Origin of the sequence: Tautonia sp. JC769 (assembly GCF_040717455.1) — a bacterium.
In the GTDB taxonomy this organism is placed as follows: Bacteria; Planctomycetota; Planctomycetia; order Isosphaerales; family Isosphaeraceae; genus Tautonia.
The window spans coordinates 102,806-121,280 of record NZ_JBFEFH010000017.1; the positions used below are offsets into that span (position 1 = coordinate 102,806).

An 18,475-nucleotide genomic window follows, 5' to 3' on the forward strand; every position below is an offset into this window, starting at 1 on the left:
ACTCGCGGGGTCGTCCGATCCGGGGAGGCGGCTCGATCGTCCATCACCGGCCCCGAGCCCTTGCCACCGCCTCGCGCACGCCGTCGACGATGAGCGGCTCGACGTCCTCGGCGAAGGGGGTCGGGAACGTCGAATAGTAGAACGCATCCCCCCCCTCATAGCCACCCTCTCGCAGCACGCGTAGCGAGGGAATGTAGCCGAAGACATCGTCCGCGTAACCGACGACCCAGAGCGGCCGATCCGCCTCGGCCAGCTCCTCCTGCAGGCGGATCGCGTAATCGACCACCACCTCGCCGCCGAGGGTCACCATCGTCAGGTCTCCCAGGGCGAAGGCGTGGATCGGGTACGGATGCTCGGACGCGATCGATTTCCCGGCGTCGAGGTCCTCGATCATCCGCCTCGCATGGGCGGCCCGGGGCCCGCCGTCGTCGAGGCGATCCTCATACGAGGCGCGGTCGGTCGGCCCGGCGAACCGGAGCTTCGGCTCGACCAGCGCCGCCCCGATCGGTCCCGAGAGGGGCCGCAGTTCGGAATCCAGCACCGCGCCCACCGCATCGGCCAGGCGCCGGCCGTGCTGTCGGACGAGTTCGACGGTCCCTCGCGGAGCCGGATTGGAGTCGGCCCCGCACCCCGTCAGGAACAGGGCGACCGCCCCGGGGCGGTCGGCCTCGATCCCTTCCTGGGCGAAGCCTGCGTAATCGCCGCAGACCTGGAGCATGTCGCCGCCGAGGGTCGTGCAGTGGCAGGCATAACCGAAGACGACGGCGATCGGCTCGCCGTCCTCCCCCGTCACGTCCAGGACCGGCACCGAATGATCGACCGGGCCGTCGGGGTTGGAGCCGATCTTGAAGCCGGTCTCGGTCGGCTCGCGGGGGTTCATGGCGAACTCGCACGACCCCACGCCGAAGCCCGCGCTGGCCGGCCGCAGCGATTCCAGGGCCTTGCCGACGATCTCGACGATCGTCCCCTCCAGCCGCTTCGTCCAGGCCCGGTTCGGCTCCATCGCCTCGTCATCGATGCCATAGGCCCGCGCCCGGCCGTCGGTGTCGCTCGGCAGCGGGGCGCAGTGCGTGTGCGACGAGACGAGGGTCAAGGCCTCCGGCGGCAGGCCGTACGCCTCGGAAACCAGGCTGGCCACGCGGTGGGTCAGCGGGCGCTTCACCCCCACGAGGTCGAGCGAGACGATGACGACCGTCTCCCCCTCGGCGTCTCGCAAGGCCAGCGCCTTGGCGAAGATCGGCGCGAGCACGCCGTTCGACGGCTCCTTCCGCGCCGCGTATCCGGCGAGCCAGACGGGGCCGTCGGGGGTGATCTCGGCCGTCGCCACGCCGGCCGACCACCCCGATCGGACCTCCGCCGCCTGGCTCGCAACGCCGCCCATCAATAGCCCGCTGAGGGCCAGGGTCCCCATGACAATCGCTGACCGACTCTGACGTTGCATCGTCCCTGGCTCCTCCGATCGACTCCGATCACGTGCGTTGATTTCGCCGGGTGGTCGCCCAGCATGATCGATCCGAGGCCCCGACGCCACGAAAAAAAATCGGCCGGCGACGGCTCTCGGGCAGAGCCATCGCCGGCCGATTCGTGCGACTCGGCGCGATCGCATTGGGCGGGCGGGGGATCATCCGTGGTGATGTCCTTCGCGGGCCATCTTGCGGCAGTGCTCGGCGCACTCGCGGCACTTCTCGGCGCAGTCCTTCATGACCTGGGCGTCCGACTGCTCACAGACCTCGGCGCAGGCGTCGCAGGCCCTGGCGTTCGCCTCGTGGGCGATCGTCTGCAGCTCGCTGTGGCGGGCCATCAACTGCGCCGACAGCAGGCAGAACTCCTGGCAGGCAGTGGTCACATCGACCGAGGTCGCGTGGTAGTCCGCCTTCTCGGCACCCTTGCGGAGTTGATCCAGGCAATGCCGGGCGGCGTCGTTACAGGCCCGAGCGCAGACCTCCATGATGGCGACGGAATCGCCGTGGTCGTGCTGCTGACCTTCGTGTTCGTCTGCCCGAGCCGACCGGGGACCCATCGTCATGGCGGCGGCGGCTCCGAGTCCGACGGTGCTGAGCAAGTCTCGTCGTTGCATCATCATGCTCCTGGGGGTTCATCAAAGAGACCGGGACGGGATGTCCCGATTCGCCGGCCCCGATCGGCCGATTCTGAGGGACAGATCCGGCTGAATGGACCGGCGAGGGGCGCGGCCCTCGCCCTCCGGGCGCTCGGGCCTCGAGGGCGACTCGGACCGCAATCGGTACTCTTCTCTGACGGCAAGATGCGCGCCGAAACCTCCCAGAGACATGAAATGAATCGATCGAGGAGACGCCGTCCCTGGCCTTTCTGCTCAACCTCGGCCGAGCAATCGCGACCAGTGGACCACGCCGAAATCCGACTTCAGGGCGGGGATCGACGCGGTCCTGCCCAGATCCGAGCGGTACCAGGCGGCCACCTTGGTCAGGGCGGCTTCCTCGATCGACTGGACCGACTGCACGAAGGTCCGAACGTCCCAGGACCCGGATTGCATCTCCAGGGCCGCTTCCTGGCGGGTCGCCGTGTTGGGGTCGCGGCCCAGCAAGGCCCGATAGACCGCGGTAATCACCGCCTCGGGCGATCCTCCGTGACGACTCACGAACTCGGGAGCACTCAGGATGGTCGCCCGGACGACGTCGGGGCGGGTCCCCCCGCTGAGCATCTTTGCCCAGCTCACCACGCCGGGGTCGGACATCAAGGACGTGATCGACGCCGACCTCCCCAGGTCCGATCGATACCAGCCCGCCACCAGCACGAGATTCGCCTCGTACGACGAGGTGATCCCCAGCGCCACGTCGATCCGCGAGACACCCGATCGAAGCCGAGCCGCCCAGTGCTCCAGCCCGTTCGCCTCCGGCTGCCGCCCGAGGACGAGCTGATACAGCCGCGTCAGGTACGATTCCGGCGTGGCCCCGGCATTCAGGTAAAACTCGTCCGACGAAATCAAGGTCGCCCGCACCAACGCATCACTCGCCGGCCCCGCGATCGGCACCGGATAGAGCGGCAACGGATCGATGACCGTCGATTCGGGCAGTGACGGCGTGGGAGTCGGCGCCGGGGTCGGGGTGGGGGTGGGTGTCGGGGTGGGGGTTGGAGTCGGGGTCGGTGTCGGCGTGGGCGTCGGGGTCGGTGCCGGGCTTGCCGGCCGCGTCGTCACCGCCGCGTACGCATCAACCAGCCCCCCCGAGACGACCTTGCCTGCCAGGCCGGACACGGGACGGGCCGAGGCGATCACATGCTGGGCGAGCTGCGAGGCCGTCAGGTTCGGATACATCGAGGCCGCCAGGGCCACCGTCCCGCTCACATGCGGCGCCGCCATCGAGGTGCCCGAATACAGCGCGTAGCCGCCCGGCACCGTGCTGTAGATCCGATCCCCCGGGGCGGCCACATCGACCGTCTGGCTGCCGAAGTTCGAGAACGACGCCAGGCCCCCCGACTGGTCGGTCGCCGCGACGGTGATGGTATGCGACGCCCTCATGTTCGCCGGATAGCTCGGGCGGACGTCGTTGTTCACGCTTTCATTGCCCGCCGCCGTGACGAACACCGTGCCGAGCCGCCCCGTCGCCGGGTCGGCCTGGCCGACGCTCCGAATCGCGTCGTTCAATGCCTGAGTGTAGCTGGGGCCTCCCCAGCTCGCATTGATGATCCGGGCGCCCTGCTCCGCGGCGTAGTAGATCGCCTTGATCGCCTCGGAGGTCCGGCCGCTCCCGTCCGCGTCGAGCACCTTCAGGGGCATGATCTTCGCGTCCCAGGCGACCCCGGCCACGCCGATCCCGTTGTTGAAATTCGCGGCGATGGTCCCCGAGACGTGCGTCCCGTGGCCGTTGTCGTCCCCCACGTCCGCCGTGTTGCTGATGAAGTTCCAGCCGTGAATGTCGTCGACCAGGCCGTTGCCGTCGTTGTCCACCCCGTCGGCCCGCTCGCCGGGATTGACCCACAACCGGCCGGCCAGATCCGGGTGACTCAGGTCGATGCCCGTGTCCAGCACCGCCACCACCACCGAGCTCCCCCCGCCGGCCGCCGCCCAGGCCTCCGGCGCCTGGATGCCGGAGCCCGAGCCGTTGCTCAGCCCCCACAATTGGCCGAACGACGGGTCGTTCGGCGTCACCCGGGCTACCGATGGCCGGAGTATCAGCTCGTCGGGCTCGGCGTAGACGACCCACGGACGGCCGTTGAGCCGACCGACCGCGGCATCGCGCGCCACCTGGGTCGGCAACCGGACCAGCGACGGGCCATCCGGGAACGTCTGCACCACCCGGGCACCGAGCGACCGGTAGACCCGCTGGACCGCCGCCGGGTTCACCCCGTCGACGACCCGCACCAGCATGGACCGAGACGCTTCCGCCGAGGCCGATTCCACCGGCGGACCCGCCGCCGGGGTCGACCAATCCAGGGTGCTGAGGAGTGCTCGAGCTTCCAGCGCCTCAACCCTCGGCGCGCATCGCGAGCGAGAAGCCGTTCGTGGCATGACTGTTCAATCCCAGGTGTGCAATCAATGGTGCTGTCGCGTTGGAATCGCGGCGTCCTTGACGCGTCCCAGGGCTGGAGATCCGGGAAGGCGAATTCGCGAAGGAACGAATCCTCCACCCCAGGTTGATTCGCGGACTCCTTGAAGCGGAAACGACCACGAGGGACGGATCGGACCTGGTGGCTCCCCCGGGTCGTCCCAGGGCCCCCCTGGGGTCTCCGCGGGTCCGTCCAACAATAGGTCGCGCTTTCGAGCGATGCAATCGAACCAGTCGCGAGTTTCCCGATTTCCGGCTCCGACGATCGGATTTCAGGAATCGCTTGCTTTGGGAAGAATGCCTAATATCCGTAAAATGGGGAGAATATCAACCCCTCTGCTCGTCAAATGTCCTAAATTCGCTAAACTCGCCAGATGCATGACCGTCCCGGATCGAGACTCGCTGCCCGCCCCTGGCGTCCGATCGCGGCCGGCACCCAATACGAAAGGACAGGCCCCGAGCGGTCGGAGAGCCTGTCCTTCGAGGGTTTCGGGGGCGGTGCGGCGGCGTCTTCTTACGCGATCACGGGTTCCCAGCTCCCGGCCCTGGCGCTCCGGGCGATCGCCTCGCAGAGCTGCACCTCGTAATGACCGTCGGCGAAGGTCGGGAACGGGGCCGGGCCGGCCGAGCCGCCGGCGATCCAGCCGTAGAACGACAGGGCGAGCTGCTTGAAGGCATCGGGGAAGCCTTCCGCGTGGCCCCCGGGATAGTGCGAGATGGCCTCGGCCGAGGCGTCCATGATCGACGGGTCGCGCTCGAACAGCTCGCTCGGGCGGCCCCGACGCCCCATCCACATCCGGTTCGGCGTCTCGCTGTCCCAGACGATCGAGCCCTCGGTCCCCGAGATCTCCAGCGACAGGCGATTCTTCCGGCCCGCCTGGCACTGCGTCACGTGATAGACGCCCCGAACCCCGCCGGTCCAGTGCATCACCACCGCCCCGTAGTCCTCGGTGAGGATCGTCACCGGCTCGGTGGCGCGCTCGGCCGCGGCCGACCCGGTGAACGTCTCCGACCCCCCGACCGGCTTGCGGCGCTCGGGGTGGAAGATGGCCAGGTCGGCCATGACCCGCTCGATCTTCAGGCCGCTGACGAACTGGGCCAGGTCCATCCAGTGGGTGCCGATGTCCGAGACCGCCCGCAGGTTGGTCGCGCCGTCCGGCTCGACCCGCCAGTTGTAGTCGGTCGGCTGCAGGAGCCAGTCCTGCGAGTACGACCCGGTGATCGAGAGGATCTGACCCAGGTCGCCCCGGGCGATCCGGGCCTTGATCTCGTGGCAGAGCGGGTAGAACCGCACGTTGTAGTTCACCCCGGCGGCCTGCTTCGGCCGGTCGGCGGCGGCCTTCGCCAGCTCCCCCGTCTCGGCCGAGGTCAGCGCGAGCGGCTTCTCGCAGAGCACGTGCTTGCCCGCCTCGAGCGCCGCCATCGCCTGCTCGTAATGCACGAAGTTCGGCGAGGCGATGTGCACCGACCCGATCTCCGGATCGGCCATCAGCTCATCCAGATCCGTGAAGACCTTCGGGATGCCTAGCCGGTCGGCCGTCCGCCTCCCCAGCTCGGGGTTGATCTCCAGCACCCCGGCCACCGGGACGCCGATCCGGCGGAGCGCCTCGCAGTGGACCGGCCCGATGAACCCGCCGCCGATAAGGGCAACCTTCGGCGCATCCTTCAAGTAAATGGGGGCACCCATGAGAACTGGCTCCAGAAACTTCGGACCCCGGACGCGGCTCGATGGCCCCCGGCCCGAGTCGATTCGATCCCGACTTCACCGCCCCACTCGGCTCGCACGGGGCCTCCGGCCGCCGCCTCGGGGGCACATTCAAGCGGCGTCGCGCCGCCTTTCCCGATTCCCAGACACCATAGCCGACCATCCGGCCCCCGCCTAGGCCCCGCCTCGTTCGTCGCGGAATTCAAACGATGTTCCACAACCACCCTGCGACGGCGACGTCAACCGCAACGGCCCCGACCGTGATTCCCGGCCGCCGGAACGCGCGGGAACGCTCCCCGTCCGGTCATCCCGCCCCCGTGGCGTCCGCTCCATGCTCATGGCCATGCTCATGCGCGTGCCCGTGCCCGTGCTCCGGATCGACAATCGCCGAGGCCGGGGCGAGCACCAGGCGGCCCGTCTCGACCCCCTTCGTCCCGATCAAGGCGTCGGCCATGTCCCGGACCAGGCGGACCGTCCCCCGCAGCAGGATCACCTCCAGGCATCGGTGATGGTCGAGATGGACATGGGTCGTGGTCACGACGTGGTCGAAGTGCTGGTGCTGCAGGTCGTTCAAGCGGTCGGCGATCCCGCTCTTGTGGTGGTCGTAGACGAGGGTCAGGACCCCCATCGTCTCGGCATCGTCCTGCGCCACGACGTCCTGGATCAGGGCCGCTCGCATCAAGCCTCGCACCGCCTCCGATCGGTTCGGATAGCGGTGCTCTTCCCGGTAGCGATCGAATTTCTCCAGCAGGTCGCCCCCGATGGCGACGCTGAAGCGCACGAGCGGTTCTTTCATCGGACATCCCTGGAACACCGTGTCCCGAGATCGGCCCCGCGGCATCCCGCGCCGACCAACCCGTCGATTCAGGCCGTCACGCCCCCGGTCCGGACGGGGCACCGACCCCGAGGAATTCGCCCAGGACACGGGTCAGGCGACGGGCGTCCTCCTCCTCGGCGGCATCGAAGACCCGCCAGAGCCGCGCGGTCCCACCGACGTCCGAGCCCAGCCAGACGGGGAACGAGATCCGCTCTCGCGACACGCCCCCGTCTGTGGTCGTGTGCACCTCGCGCGACCAGCCGACCCGGAGCGGCTCGCCGAAGGCGACCTTCGTCGGGTTCTCGATCCCCAGGAACCACCACGATCCGATCAGAACGCCCCGCCCCCTGTCAACGATCAACCGACCGCGGATCGTCGCCATGACCGCGCCCAGGCCAAGGAACGCGACCGCCCCGAAGCCGCCCAGGGCCAGCACCGCCATCGCCTCCGACCTCCCCCGACCGAAGGCCGTGAGACCGCTCGCAATCAGCAGCGCCGTACCGAGGACTCCGAGCGTCAGTCCGCACGATCGCCGGGCCGGTCGGACGAAGACCAGGCGATCCCCGTCCGACGCGCCCTCATCCACGTCCATCGCGGGCAGGCCGCCCGACTCCGGGTCGAACCGGACCATCAGCCCACCGATTCGACGTCCACCCACGCCCCCTCTTGCTGGGCGCTCCTGACCGCCGCCTCGATGAAGGCCATCCCCGCCACGCCGTCGGCGATGCCCGGCAGGTGCATGTGTTCCGGGGCGTCCTCGCCCAGCTTCGCCCGGATCTGCCACTCCAGGCAGCGGTGCAGGTTGGCCATCGCCTCGTGGAAGCCCTCGGGATGCCCCTCGGGGACCCGGATGAACGGCGTGATCGTCGAGGGGAAATACGTGTACATGCCCCCGAGCCGATACACCTGCACCGGCTCGCCCCCCCGGAGGTACTTCAGGTTATTGTGATCGGTGATCGACCATTCGAGCGTCCCCTCGGTGCCGACGATCCGGAAGCCGTTGTCGTTCTGCGCCCCGATCGTCACCTGGCTGGCGGTGATCGTGGCGATCCCGCCGTTGTCCAGCTCGGCCAGCACCGTGAAGTCGTCGTCGAGCGCCCGGCCGGGCACGAACGTCTTGAGCCTCGCCTGCACCTTCGTGGCGGTCAGGCCCGCCACGTATCGGACGAACTCATACGCATGGGTGCCGATGTCGCCGCCGCAGCCCGAGGCCCCCGACTTCTTCGGGTCGACCCGCCACGACGCCTGCTTCTGCCCGGCGGCGTCGGCCGTCGCCTCGCGATTGCTCGCCAGCCACCCCTGCGGATACCAGGCTTCCACCTTCCGGACCTCGCCCACCTTGCCGTCGGCGACCATCGCCCGGGCCATCATCACCATCGGGAAGGCCGTGTACGTGTAGGCCACCACGAAGGGCACGCCACTGGCGTTGACCGCCTGCTGCAACCGCCTCGCCTCGTCGAGGTTCATCACCAGCGGCTTCTCGCAGAGGACTCCCATGCCGGCCTTCGCCGCGGCCTCGGCCGGGCCGAAGTGCGCATCGTTCGGCGTGACGATCGTCACGTAGTCGATGCCGTCGTCTCGCTTCGACTCTTCATCGATCATCGTCTGCCAGTCGCCGTAGCCCCGGGCGAAGTGCAGCTCCTTGGCCGAGGCGATCGCCTCCTCCGGGTTCGACCGCAGGGCGCCGGCCGTCAGCTCGGCCGAGTTGTCGATCAGGATCCCTCGGCGGTGCGGCCCCCCGAAGAAGTTCGCCGGGCCACCGCCCCCCACCATCCCCACGCGCAGCTTGCGACCCATGTTCGGCACCCTTTCTTCGGTCGGTCGGTCGGTCGGTCGTCGGATCAAATCGGTTCGGAGCACTCCGGTCGTCGCGACGGGAGACGGACGGCCCGGCGGCGCCCGCCCTTCCCAGCGGCCCGCCCGTCGCCCGGCGGGTGCCGCGATGCGAGCCCGGCCCCCATCGCCCGCACCCGGACCCGGGCGGGTTGCGCCCGTCCGGCGCGACCTCTCGGCCTGCCGGATCGGGGGGCGTGCCGACTCGGCCCAGGGCCGCGAGCTGACCGGCCCCCGTCCCACGCCGTCGCTCCGAACGGTCACGAAGACATGAGCGCAATCGCCCGAGGCGAAGACCGTCTCGTGGCGACTGGCCCCCGCGAACAGGCCAATCTAGCGCCGCATCTCGCCGACCGCAAGGCCCCGCCGCGCCGCCTCCCCCGGGCGTCGGGCAATCCCACCGGGCAGATCCCGACCCCCTCGGTCGCGGCCGGGGCAGGACCTCGCCGCTCGCCGCCGATCATCGCCCCGCCCCTCCTTCGCCGGTGTCCGACCGGACCAGCACCTCGAAGACCTGGCCCCGGCGGATGCGACGAACGGAGAAGTCCAGGCCCCCTTCCCGGAACGTCGCGCCGGGGCGGGGCGGCTGGCCGAGCCGCCCGGCAAGCCAGGCCGCGACGGTAAGCTCGGCGTCCGTCAGCGGCACGTCCAGGCGATCGGCCAGTTCTCCCACCGGCACGCCGCCGCCGACGAGCCACGCCCCGTCCCCCCTCGGCTGGAACATCCGGGGCAGGCTGCTTACCGGATACTCGTCCTCCAGCTCCCCGACGAGTTCCTCGATGATGTCTTCCAGCGTGATCAGGCCCAGCGTCTTGCCGTCGTCGTCCCGGACGATGGCGATGTGAACATGCTGCTCCACGTACACCTTCAGCAGGTCCGAGGCCTGCTCGTCCGGCGTCGTGACGTGGATCGGCCGGATGATCTCCCCCAGGCTGCCGACCTCGAACCCGCTCCGGGAATGCGTGATCAGGTCCTTGAAGTTGACGTAGCCGAGCACGCGATCCGCGTCGGATCCCTCGCAGACCGGGAACCGCGTATGAGGGGTCGCCTGCGCCCTGCCGATCGCCTCGTCGACCGTCTGCTCCGTCGACAGGAAGGCGACATCCTCGACCGGGATCATCAGCTGGCCGACGCATCGCGAGGTCAGCCGGGTCGTCTCCTTGATGATCCGCTCCTGGTGCGAGCCGATCAGGTTCGATAGCCTCGCCAGCCCCGCCAGCGCCGTGATCTCCTCGATCGTCGCGTCGGGCTGCTCCCCTTTCTTGCGCCGGGGTTCGAAGGGGCGGTTGATGAAGTGGATCAGCCAGAGCACCGGCGAGAGCACCTTGATCAGGATCGCGAGCGGCCGGGCGATCCAGGGGGCGAGCTGTCGGTTGTAGCGCACCCCCATCGTCTTGGGCAGGATCTCGGTGAACTGGAGCATCAGGAAGGTGAACAGGATCGAGAAGTAGATGATCCCGTCCTCCCCGAATTGCTCCTCGAATTCGGCCCCGGCGAGGGTCGCCCCGATCGTGTGCGCCGCGGTGTTCAGGATCAGGATCACCGCGATCGGTCGCTGGACGTCAGCCTTGAATCTCCTCCAAAGCTCTCCCGAGGCCGGATGCCGCCGGGCGACCTCGCCCACCTGGCTCGGCGTGAGGCTCAGCAGCGAAGCCTCCAGCAGCGAGCAGAGTGCGGAAATCGAGAGCGCGGCGACCACGCTGACAATCAGGACGATCATCCGGGGATTCTCCCATCCGGCGCATCCGAGGCCGGTGCTGTCGAGTTCTGGGCCGCGGGTCGCCCCGGGGCGGTGGCAACCCAAGGGAGGCCAGTGTTCAGCAAGTCCCGAGCCGACGCAACCCTGCCCCCCCGGGGCGATCCCCGGGATCGGTGCCCGGCCGGACGCGGCTCCTCCCGACCTCCCCGGCCGCGAGACCCGGCGTCGATCCCCTCCCGGGCGTCGCGCCGAGGGGGCACGCCGCCCCCGATCCCCGGGACACCCCCGCCGATCGAACCGGAGATCCCCGCCCCTCCGCGCCGGCTCCCGCTGGCGTTGGCCCCGTCCATCGGTAAGATCGAGGGATGTCGTCTTCGACCGAGGTCAAGGGTGCCTCGACGCCTTGCATCTGCTCGCCTGGGGAGGAATCCGCGCATGTCTGGGGGATCTAGCGACGACCGTCCGCGACTTTCGGGCATGAAGTACCTCGTCGAGTCGATCGTCAGCACCGATGACACCGGCACGATCATGCTCATCGCCGACCAGGGGAAGCTCGGCCGCCGCTACGCCCTGAAGGTCATCAAGCGCGAGGACAAGTCGTCCGACGTCCACCTCGCCCTGGCCAAAGGCGCCTGCGAGGCCTCGGCCAAGCTCGGCCACCCGGTCCCGATGAAGTACCACGACTTCCAGTCGAAGAAGAAGTGGTTCCGCGTCGACCGCGGCGAGCTGCTCATGGAGTACGTCCCCGGCAGGTCGCTCGACCAGCTCGAAGACCTCTCGCTCGATCAACTGGTCCTCGTCTTCCAGAAGGTCGCCGCCGGCCTCGCCCACATGCACCGCCGGGGGGTCCGCCACGGCGACCTCTCGCCGAAGCACGTCATGCTCACCAAGGCCGGCGAGGTCAAGCTGCTCGGCTACGGCCTGACCCTCGTCCCCGGCCCGCTCCGCGAGCAATACAAGGGGACCCGCCTCTACCAGGCCCCCGAGCAGATCCGCGGCAAGATCCTCGGCGAACGCTCCGACATCTACGCCCTAGGCGCCCTCATGTACCACCTCATGACCGGCCAGCCCGCCAACGTCGGCGGCCGGGCTAAGGGGGACATCGAGAAGATCTCCCTCCCCGCCCGCCTCAACCCCGCCATCTCCGCCCCCCTGAACAGCCTGCTCGTCGCCTGCCTCCAGAGCGACCCCCCCAAACGCCCCGAGACCATGTACGAGGTCAGCCAGCGCCTCGACGCCATCGTCCAGGACATGAAGCTCGACGACGCCCTCCTCCGCGGCGCCGTCCGCGGTACCCCCACCGCCTGAGGCCGGATCGCGTGGGGGAGTTCATTGCGGATCGGCGGGCGGAATCGACCACTCCAAACTCGGTCGGGGGCGGCTCTGCCCGCCGACCGGTGCAACGATTTGGATCGAAGCCATTCGGATCGGGTCCTCCTCGCACGAGATGGGAGTCGGGGAAAGAGCCAGCCCAGGCACGCGCAATCAAAAACCCGAGCACGTTCCAGAACAAACCCGATTTTATCCTTGACATCACCTGATGTCCGTGCGACTGTACCCATGATATGAATTCTTGTGCGTCGCCTTGAGTCTCGCGAGGCGAGATCCACTTTGGGGGCTCCTCCACTCCCAACGACCTCGCCGAAGGGCGGCCCCATCGACAAAACGGGTGGCAACGATTTGATCCCCGCGGTCTCGACACTTTGAGACTCCCTATGTGGGCTTATCGGGCCATAGCAGGCTTCGGTTGCCTGGTCGTTGGCCTATCCTCGCCCTGGCTCTCCCAACGCCAGCAAGGGGCGCCGGGGCATCTCGTCGCGGAGCAGTCACGAGTCGAGTGGGGCGGGCAGCCTCCGGATGACACGGAGGCCGAGTATCCCGACCGTCCTACATTCGTTCTGACGAATGTGGGCGACTTCCCGGTGCGGATCCTTTCTGCCAGGAGCAGTTGCGGATGCGTGGCCCCGAAGGTGGGCGAAGCGGTCGTCCCTCCCGGCGGCCGGACGTCCGTCACGGTCGAGCCGCAGCCGACGGAGGTCGGCGACCGCGAAGTTCTGATCGAGATTGAGGCGGATTCGCCGGCCGAGCCCTGGTTCGAGCTCGGACTCCGCCTGACCGGGGGCCGCCGTCTCCCGTATTTGTATCGCGTTTCTGGCGACCTCAATTTCCGCTGGGAAGGCGACCCGTCCGGGATGGAGCGTGAAGTGTTCGTCGAGATGGTCGGGACGCGGGCGATGCCACAGCCCACGAGCGACCTGAACTTCCTTCGCTTCGGTACGGCCACCGTCGACAGCGACCCAGGGGTCCTCGTGAGGCGCGACTGCTTCCCGGTGATCCTCGGCTCTTCGCCGCCCGACGAGTTCGTCGGTGAGGTCGGCGTGGTCGACCCCTGGCTCCCGAGCCGCGTCCAATCGATCCGAGTCCTGGGACGGGCCGACGCCCCGCTCCGCGCCATCCCCCCCCGTCTCCTGCTGGGCGGCGATGCCGACTCGGGCGCCCGTTTCTTCGTCAAGTCGGCCGGGCCGCGGCCCCGCCTGCACGCGACGGACCAGGCGGATGGGCCAGCCCCATTGCAGATCATTCCGGTCGAGGACGATGACACCCCGGGCCTCCACGCCTTCGAAATCCGAAAAGATCGAGGCATGCCCATCCGCGAGGGAGGCTATTCCATCCGTGCCGAGGTCGACGAATCCCCCGTGAAAGGACTTACCATTCCGGTCCTGGTCAAGGTGAATGAAGAGGTGGACCGATGACATCCCCACGCGAGAACACCCGCCGGCCCGGGTTCACGCTCGTCGAGCTGCTCGTCACCGTCGGCATCATCTCCGTCCTCGTCGGCCTGACCCTGCCTGCCGTCCAGTCGGCGCGCGAGGCGGCCCGGCGTGCCCGATGTGCTGACAGGCAGCGCCAACTGATCCAGGCGGTCCACGCGTTCGAGGCAGCTCACAACGGGCTTCCCAGTGCCGCCACCGACCACATCCCCCTGCACCTGGCCCCCGGCTGGTTCGTGCGCGGCTCGATCTTCGTCGCGCTGCTGCCCCACCTGGAGCAGGTTGCGCTGTCCCAGGCGCTCAACTTCGAGGTCCCCGCCGTAGACCTCGTCCCTCCGGCGAACGTCACGGCGGCGACGCGGACCCTCGACGTCCTGCTCTGCCCGAGCGACCCGTATACCGACGCCGACCCCTATGGCTGCACGAACGTTCGGGCCAACGTCGGCCTCAACGAACACCGCAGAGTCCCTTCCATCCGCGGGGGGGTGTCAATGGAGCTGATCGACACCGGCCCGTTCTCCCAGAACGGCCTCCTGCGCCGCGTGAGTGAGATCCGCGACGGCCTGTCGAACACCCTGGCGTTCTCGGAGAAGAGCGTCGGCTCCGGCGGAGGCCGGTTCGACCCCTCTCGCGACTGGATCTCGGTGATCGGGCGGTACAACTACGAGGCCTCCGCCGACGAGTGGATCGGCCTCTGCTCCGGGCTGGGGCCGGAAAGCACGGCACAGGGCCAGACGAACGGGGGCCGGGCCTGGCTCCTGGACCTTCCCGTCTACTCGGCCTTCTTCCCGTCCGTGCCCCCGAACAGCCCGGTCCCCGACTGCAGCCTCGGGCCCTACCAGGGGATCCGCGCGGCTCGCAGCGGCCACCCGGGCGGTGTCAACGCCGCCATGGCCGACGGCTCGGTCCGCTGGTTCGCCGACTCGATCGACCAGCAGACCTGGCGGGCGCTCGGCACCCGCTCGGGTGGTGAGCCCGTGACCTTCGAGTGACCGCGACGCGACTGGGGCGACGCGACACCTCGACGGTTCCTCTCGGAGCAGAAGGGAGAATTCCGGATGAAGCGAGTGCTGATGTCGAAGCCGGTCGGACGTCCCCTGTGCGTCCTCCTTACAGTCGCGTTCGTGCTGGCGGCCGCCTTCCTGATCCCGGCGCCGACCGAGGCCCAGTTACAATCCGAGATACAGCACAATCCCGGGTCGCCTCGAAAGTGTAACAAGGCCGGGACTCAGGTTTGCTACGGTTGCAGTGTGCTCAAGAGCCCGGGGAATGCGGGCTGCGACTTCGGCCAGCCGCCGAACGGATTCTTCTTCGGGACATGCGCCTTGACCGGCGTCCCCGGCCTGGGGTGCACCGAGCAATTCTGGTTATGCGGCCCTTACCGAACTTGTACGAATCCGCCCGTCCTCTTCGGGCCGTGCACCGGATCGTATTTCGCCTGTCGGTAAGTGTGGGCCGAGCGGTCGGGGTCGCCCCGGTCCACGATCTCGACCGATCGTGACGGAGTCGCGCGATCGGGGGGCTCACCGATCGCGTGTCTTCGACCCCGGCCCGTCCGCAGCGCGGCCCCGCCGCGGACACTGCCCAACCTCGACCCGTGCGGGGATGGGCGCCGCACTCCCGATGAGAGGGAGGCGTCGCACAGCTCGGCGGGCCAGGCGGCACACGGATCGGGCCGGAGTCGGCCTCGTTTCGATGCGCCTCTCACGGCTCGACAACGCGATTGGCACCCATCGGTCCTCCCTCATGACCTTCCAACGAGAGGCGTCAGACATGGAAACACCGAACGCCCTGGCGGCCGAACGACTCGCCTGGTTGATGGACAGTTGGACGTCCGTCGAGGTGCGTACGCTCGTCGCGATGAGAAACCACCAGGCGTCGGGAGACGAGATGCAATACTCGTCGACGACCACCACGAACCACTACATCGAGACCGTCGACGGGAAGCGTGCCTTCGAGGAGCACACCGTCTCCAGCGACGGCGCACCGATGACGTGCAACTACTACACGGACGGCACCCAGTCCGCGACGGTCTATATCGGCACCCTGCCGAACGGCGAGGAGACGGAGTCGGTGATGATCCGCCGCTCCTTCGGCATGGACGACCGGGGGTGGCACCACTGTCCCGAGCCGCTGATGTACTTTTACGCCGGGCTCCGTCCGCTCCACGTGGTGCTCGCCGACGCCGACTACCTCGGCACGAGCCGCCACCTCGACCGCGACTGTCACGTCTTCCTCGTCGATCGGACCGCGGGAAAGATCCAGCAGGACACGGTCTATCACCTCGACCAGGCTACGGCGATCCCGCTCAAGGTCTGCATGTATCAGGACGAGGACACCCGGGCGGGCGACCAGCCGACGACCGTCTGGGCCGCCAAATCATTCGACGAAGTCGGAGGCCGTCCCTTCCCCCTGAACTCCGAGCAACGAATCTACCTGGCCGACAATCCCAGCAAGCCGTACATCGAACGGGAGATCGTGGTTGAGTCCCTCACGTTCGACCAGAGCTACCCCACGTCGACCTTCCAGCCAACCCCTGGGCCGCGGGCACGTGTCCTCAACGAGATTACGCGGGAATTCACGCCCCCGAAGGAGGAGGCGACGTTCACGGAGGTGTCCCAGCCGATCCGTGCCGTCCCGAACCGCAACTGGTCGGACAGCGTCCCGACGCTGACCCTCGGCTTCGGCCTTCTCGTCCTGACGACAAGCGTTGTCCTCTGGTGGCGGCGGCGCTGATGCCCCTCGGCGTCCCACGCCCGGCCCTCCCGGTCGGCGGGCATCGCCGCCTCCGACCGAGTCCCGATCGGGCGGCCCCGCCCGATGATCCGCAATAAGCACAAATTCACGCAATCAACCAATTGGAACTTCTCCGTCCCTTTTTCCCCGACGACTCCCCGATACCCTTGCTGGCCCCGTCCCAAGGTTTTGTGACTGTACTTGCCCAGAATCACGATGATATGGGAGACGGTCGATCATTCCCGATCGGCCGTCGCTGCTCGCCTCGCGCCTCGATCCTCTCCTCTATGGCAACTCGCCCAGACCATCAATTCGCCCCTCGCGATGGCTCCTCCCCCTCGGCCGACCCCCCTCGGAGCGACCACTCCTCGCCCGACCCTCCTCCTTCCCGCCTTCCCAAACACTCATTCCCGAAACGAACCACATTGCAGCCCACAAAGTCTTTCCACAAAAAAGGTTACAGGATGTACCACGGGCGCACCGGGCACGATCGATTGGCGCACCGACCGCAATTGCCACTCCTCCCTGATCATCGTCCCGAGACGGCGGAGCGTCCGGATCGTCCCGGCCCCGCAGGCTGATCTTCGACCGGCCAGCCCGTCCCCCCAGCCTCCCGGACGATTCCCGAAACGGCCCCACGTCAATCGCCGTAACCGTTTTGGGAATCGACGAATTCGGAGCATCTCCGGGAGCGCTCCGGGGCGCACCGGACAGCGTCCTGGGGGCGCACCGAAGGCCTCCAGGGCGCCCCCGTGACCGGGGACCTCGGATCGGATAAGGTGTCACTCGGTCCGGTCCCCCAGAGCGAGGAGCCTCTCCCATGATTGCGCCCCTGCTGGCCGCCTTGCCGATGCTGGCGACGGCCCCGCCCCCCCTTGACGACGCCCCCCGGCCGAACCTGGTGGTGATCTTCACCGACGACCTCGGCTACGGCGACCTCTCCTGCTACGGGAACCCGACGATCGCCACCCCTCACCTCGACCGGATGGCCGCCGAGGGCCAGCGCTGGACGCAGTTCTACGTCGGGGCGAGCGTCTGCACCCCCAGCCGGGCCGCCCTGATGACCGGCCGCCTGCCGATCCGATCCGGCATGTGCAACACCCGCCACCGTGTCCTCTTCCCCGACTCCACCGGCGGCCTGCCCGCCAGCGAGACCACCCTGGCCGAGGCCCTCAGGGACCTCGGCTATGCCACCGGAGCCGTCGGGAAATGGCACCTCGGTCACCGGCCCGAATATCTCCCCACGAACCACGGCTTCGATTCGTACTACGGCATCCCCTACAGCAACGACATGGACCGCCTCCCCTCGGCCCCCTCGGGCCGCGTCGCGATCACCGAGCCTCAGATCGAGTACTTCAACGTCCCCCTGCTTCGAGACACCGAGATCATCGAACGCCCGACCGATCAACGGACCCTCACCCGACGCTACACCGAGCAGTCCGTCCGCTTCATCCGAGACCATACCGAAGGGGATCAGCCCTTCTTCCTCTACCTCGCCCACTCGATGCCGCACGTGCCGCTCTTCCGATCTCAGCAATTTGAAGACGTGAGCCTCCGGGGGCTCTACGGCGACGTGGTCGAGGAGATCGACTGGTCCGTCGGCCAGATCCTCGACGCGATCCGGGGGCTGGGCATCGCCGAGCAGACCCTGGTCGTCTTCACGAGCGACAACGGCCCGTGGCTGACCTACGACCAGCAGGGCGGCTCGGCCGGCCTGCTCCGCAACGGCAAGGGGAGCACCTGGGAAGGGGGCATGCGAGAGCCCTTCCTCGCCTGGTGGCCCGGAACGGTCCCCGCCGGTCAGGTTGTCCCCGACCTCGGGACGACAATGGACCTCCTCCCCACCGCCGTCCTACTAGCCGGGGGCGAGCCGCCGAGCGACCGGATCCTCGACGGCGTTGATCTCCGCCCGGCCCTGCTCGACACCGGTCCCAGCCCCCGAGACTCCGTCTTCTACTACCGGGGGACCGAACTCTACGCCGTCCGTCTCGGCCCTTACAAGGCCCACTTCATCACCCAGGAGCCTTACGGACAGAACACCAACCGCATCGAGCACGACCCGCCGTTGCTCTTCCACCTGGAGCACGACCCCTCCGAGCGGTTCGACCTCTCGGCCGACCACCCCGAGGTCCTCGCCCGCATCCGGCGCCTGGCCGACGCGCACCGGGCCACGGTCGAGCCGGTGCCGAACCAGCTCGAAACCCGCATCCCCGCTGACTGACCTTTGCCCCCGACCCGGCCTTCGACCGGCCCTGAGCGATCCGACGAATCCGAGCAATGCGAGAGGAGGGAGTCGAACCCTCACGCCTTTCGGCACAGGAACCTAAATCCTGCGTGTCTGCCAGTTCCACCACTCTCGCAGAACGTTCCGTCTGACTCGGGCACCACTCG

Annotated in this window: 13 protein-coding genes and 1 tRNA gene; 5 read left to right on the forward strand and 9 right to left on the reverse strand. The window is 68.4% G+C overall.

Annotation, left to right across the window (positions count from 1 at the left end):
• Positions 1-43: 43 nt before the first annotated feature.
• From AB1L88_RS17110 to AB1L88_RS17145, 8 genes are all read right to left on the reverse strand, one after another.
• Complete coding sequence (locus tag AB1L88_RS17110; protein WP_367097893.1) at positions 44-1,441, reverse strand: neutral/alkaline non-lysosomal ceramidase N-terminal domain-containing protein; 1,398 nt, start codon at positions 1,439-1,441, stop codon at positions 44-46.
• Between the two features lie 180 nt (positions 1,442-1,621).
• Positions 1,622-2,077 (reverse strand): hypothetical protein, encoded by a 456-nt coding sequence (locus AB1L88_RS17115; RefSeq protein WP_367097894.1) that lies wholly within the window; start codon positions 2,075-2,077, stop codon positions 1,622-1,624.
• Positions 2,078-2,332: 255 nt separating this feature from the next.
• The gene (locus tag AB1L88_RS17120; RefSeq protein WP_367097895.1) at positions 2,333-4,345 is read right to left on the reverse strand and encodes a S8 family serine peptidase; all 2,013 of its coding nucleotides are present in this window, start codon (positions 4,343-4,345) and stop codon (positions 2,333-2,335) included.
• Between the two features lie 692 nt (positions 4,346-5,037).
• Complete coding sequence (locus tag AB1L88_RS17125) at positions 5,038-6,210, reverse strand: Gfo/Idh/MocA family oxidoreductase (RefSeq protein WP_367097896.1); 1,173 nt, start codon at positions 6,208-6,210, stop codon at positions 5,038-5,040.
• 322 nt (positions 6,211-6,532) lie between these two features.
• Complete coding sequence (gene nikR, locus AB1L88_RS17130) at positions 6,533-7,024, reverse strand: nickel-responsive transcriptional regulator NikR (RefSeq protein WP_367097897.1); 492 nt, start codon at positions 7,022-7,024, stop codon at positions 6,533-6,535.
• A gap of 76 nt (positions 7,025-7,100) precedes the next feature.
• Positions 7,101-7,676 (reverse strand): hypothetical protein, encoded by a 576-nt coding sequence (locus tag AB1L88_RS17135; protein ID WP_367097898.1) that lies wholly within the window; start codon positions 7,674-7,676, stop codon positions 7,101-7,103.
• On the reverse strand, positions 7,676-8,842 hold the full coding sequence (locus tag AB1L88_RS17140; protein ID WP_367097899.1) for a Gfo/Idh/MocA family oxidoreductase: 1,167 nt from the start codon (positions 8,840-8,842) through the stop codon (positions 7,676-7,678). Before AB1L88_RS17140 ends, AB1L88_RS17135 begins: the two co-directional genes overlap by 1 nt.
• Before the next feature lie 496 nt (positions 8,843-9,338).
• Positions 9,339-10,598, reverse strand: coding sequence for a hemolysin family protein (locus AB1L88_RS17145; RefSeq protein WP_367097900.1), 1,260 nt, complete (start codon positions 10,596-10,598; stop codon positions 9,339-9,341).
• 414 nt (positions 10,599-11,012) lie between these two features.
• Here AB1L88_RS17145 and AB1L88_RS17150 point away from each other — a divergent pair, with 414 nt between their 5' ends.
• From AB1L88_RS17150 to AB1L88_RS17170, 5 genes are all read left to right on the forward strand, one after another.
• Positions 11,013-11,885, forward strand: coding sequence for a serine/threonine-protein kinase (locus AB1L88_RS17150; RefSeq protein WP_367097901.1), 873 nt, complete (start codon positions 11,013-11,015; stop codon positions 11,883-11,885).
• Positions 11,886-12,292: 407 nt separating this feature from the next.
• Positions 12,293-13,330 (forward strand): DUF1573 domain-containing protein, encoded by a 1,038-nt coding sequence (locus tag AB1L88_RS17155; protein WP_367097902.1) that lies wholly within the window; start codon positions 12,293-12,295, stop codon positions 13,328-13,330.
• Positions 13,327-14,340 (forward strand): DUF1559 domain-containing protein, encoded by a 1,014-nt coding sequence (locus AB1L88_RS17160; RefSeq protein ID WP_367097903.1) that lies wholly within the window; start codon positions 13,327-13,329, stop codon positions 14,338-14,340. The genes AB1L88_RS17155 and AB1L88_RS17160 overlap by 4 nt, the downstream gene beginning before the upstream one ends.
• A 781-nt stretch (positions 14,341-15,121) precedes the next feature.
• A complete protein-coding gene (locus AB1L88_RS17165) occupies positions 15,122-16,084 on the forward strand; it encodes a hypothetical protein (protein WP_367097904.1) in 963 nt (320 codons plus the stop codon).
• A gap of 820 nt (positions 16,085-16,904) precedes the next feature.
• Positions 16,905-18,305, forward strand: coding sequence for a sulfatase (locus tag AB1L88_RS17170; RefSeq protein WP_367097905.1), 1,401 nt, complete (start codon positions 16,905-16,907; stop codon positions 18,303-18,305).
• 57 nt (positions 18,306-18,362) lie between these two features.
• On the opposite strand, the gene AB1L88_RS17175 is transcribed toward AB1L88_RS17170, so the two are convergent.
• Positions 18,363-18,444 (reverse strand) — tRNA-Leu (locus AB1L88_RS17175).
• Positions 18,445-18,475: the final 31 nt, after the last annotated feature.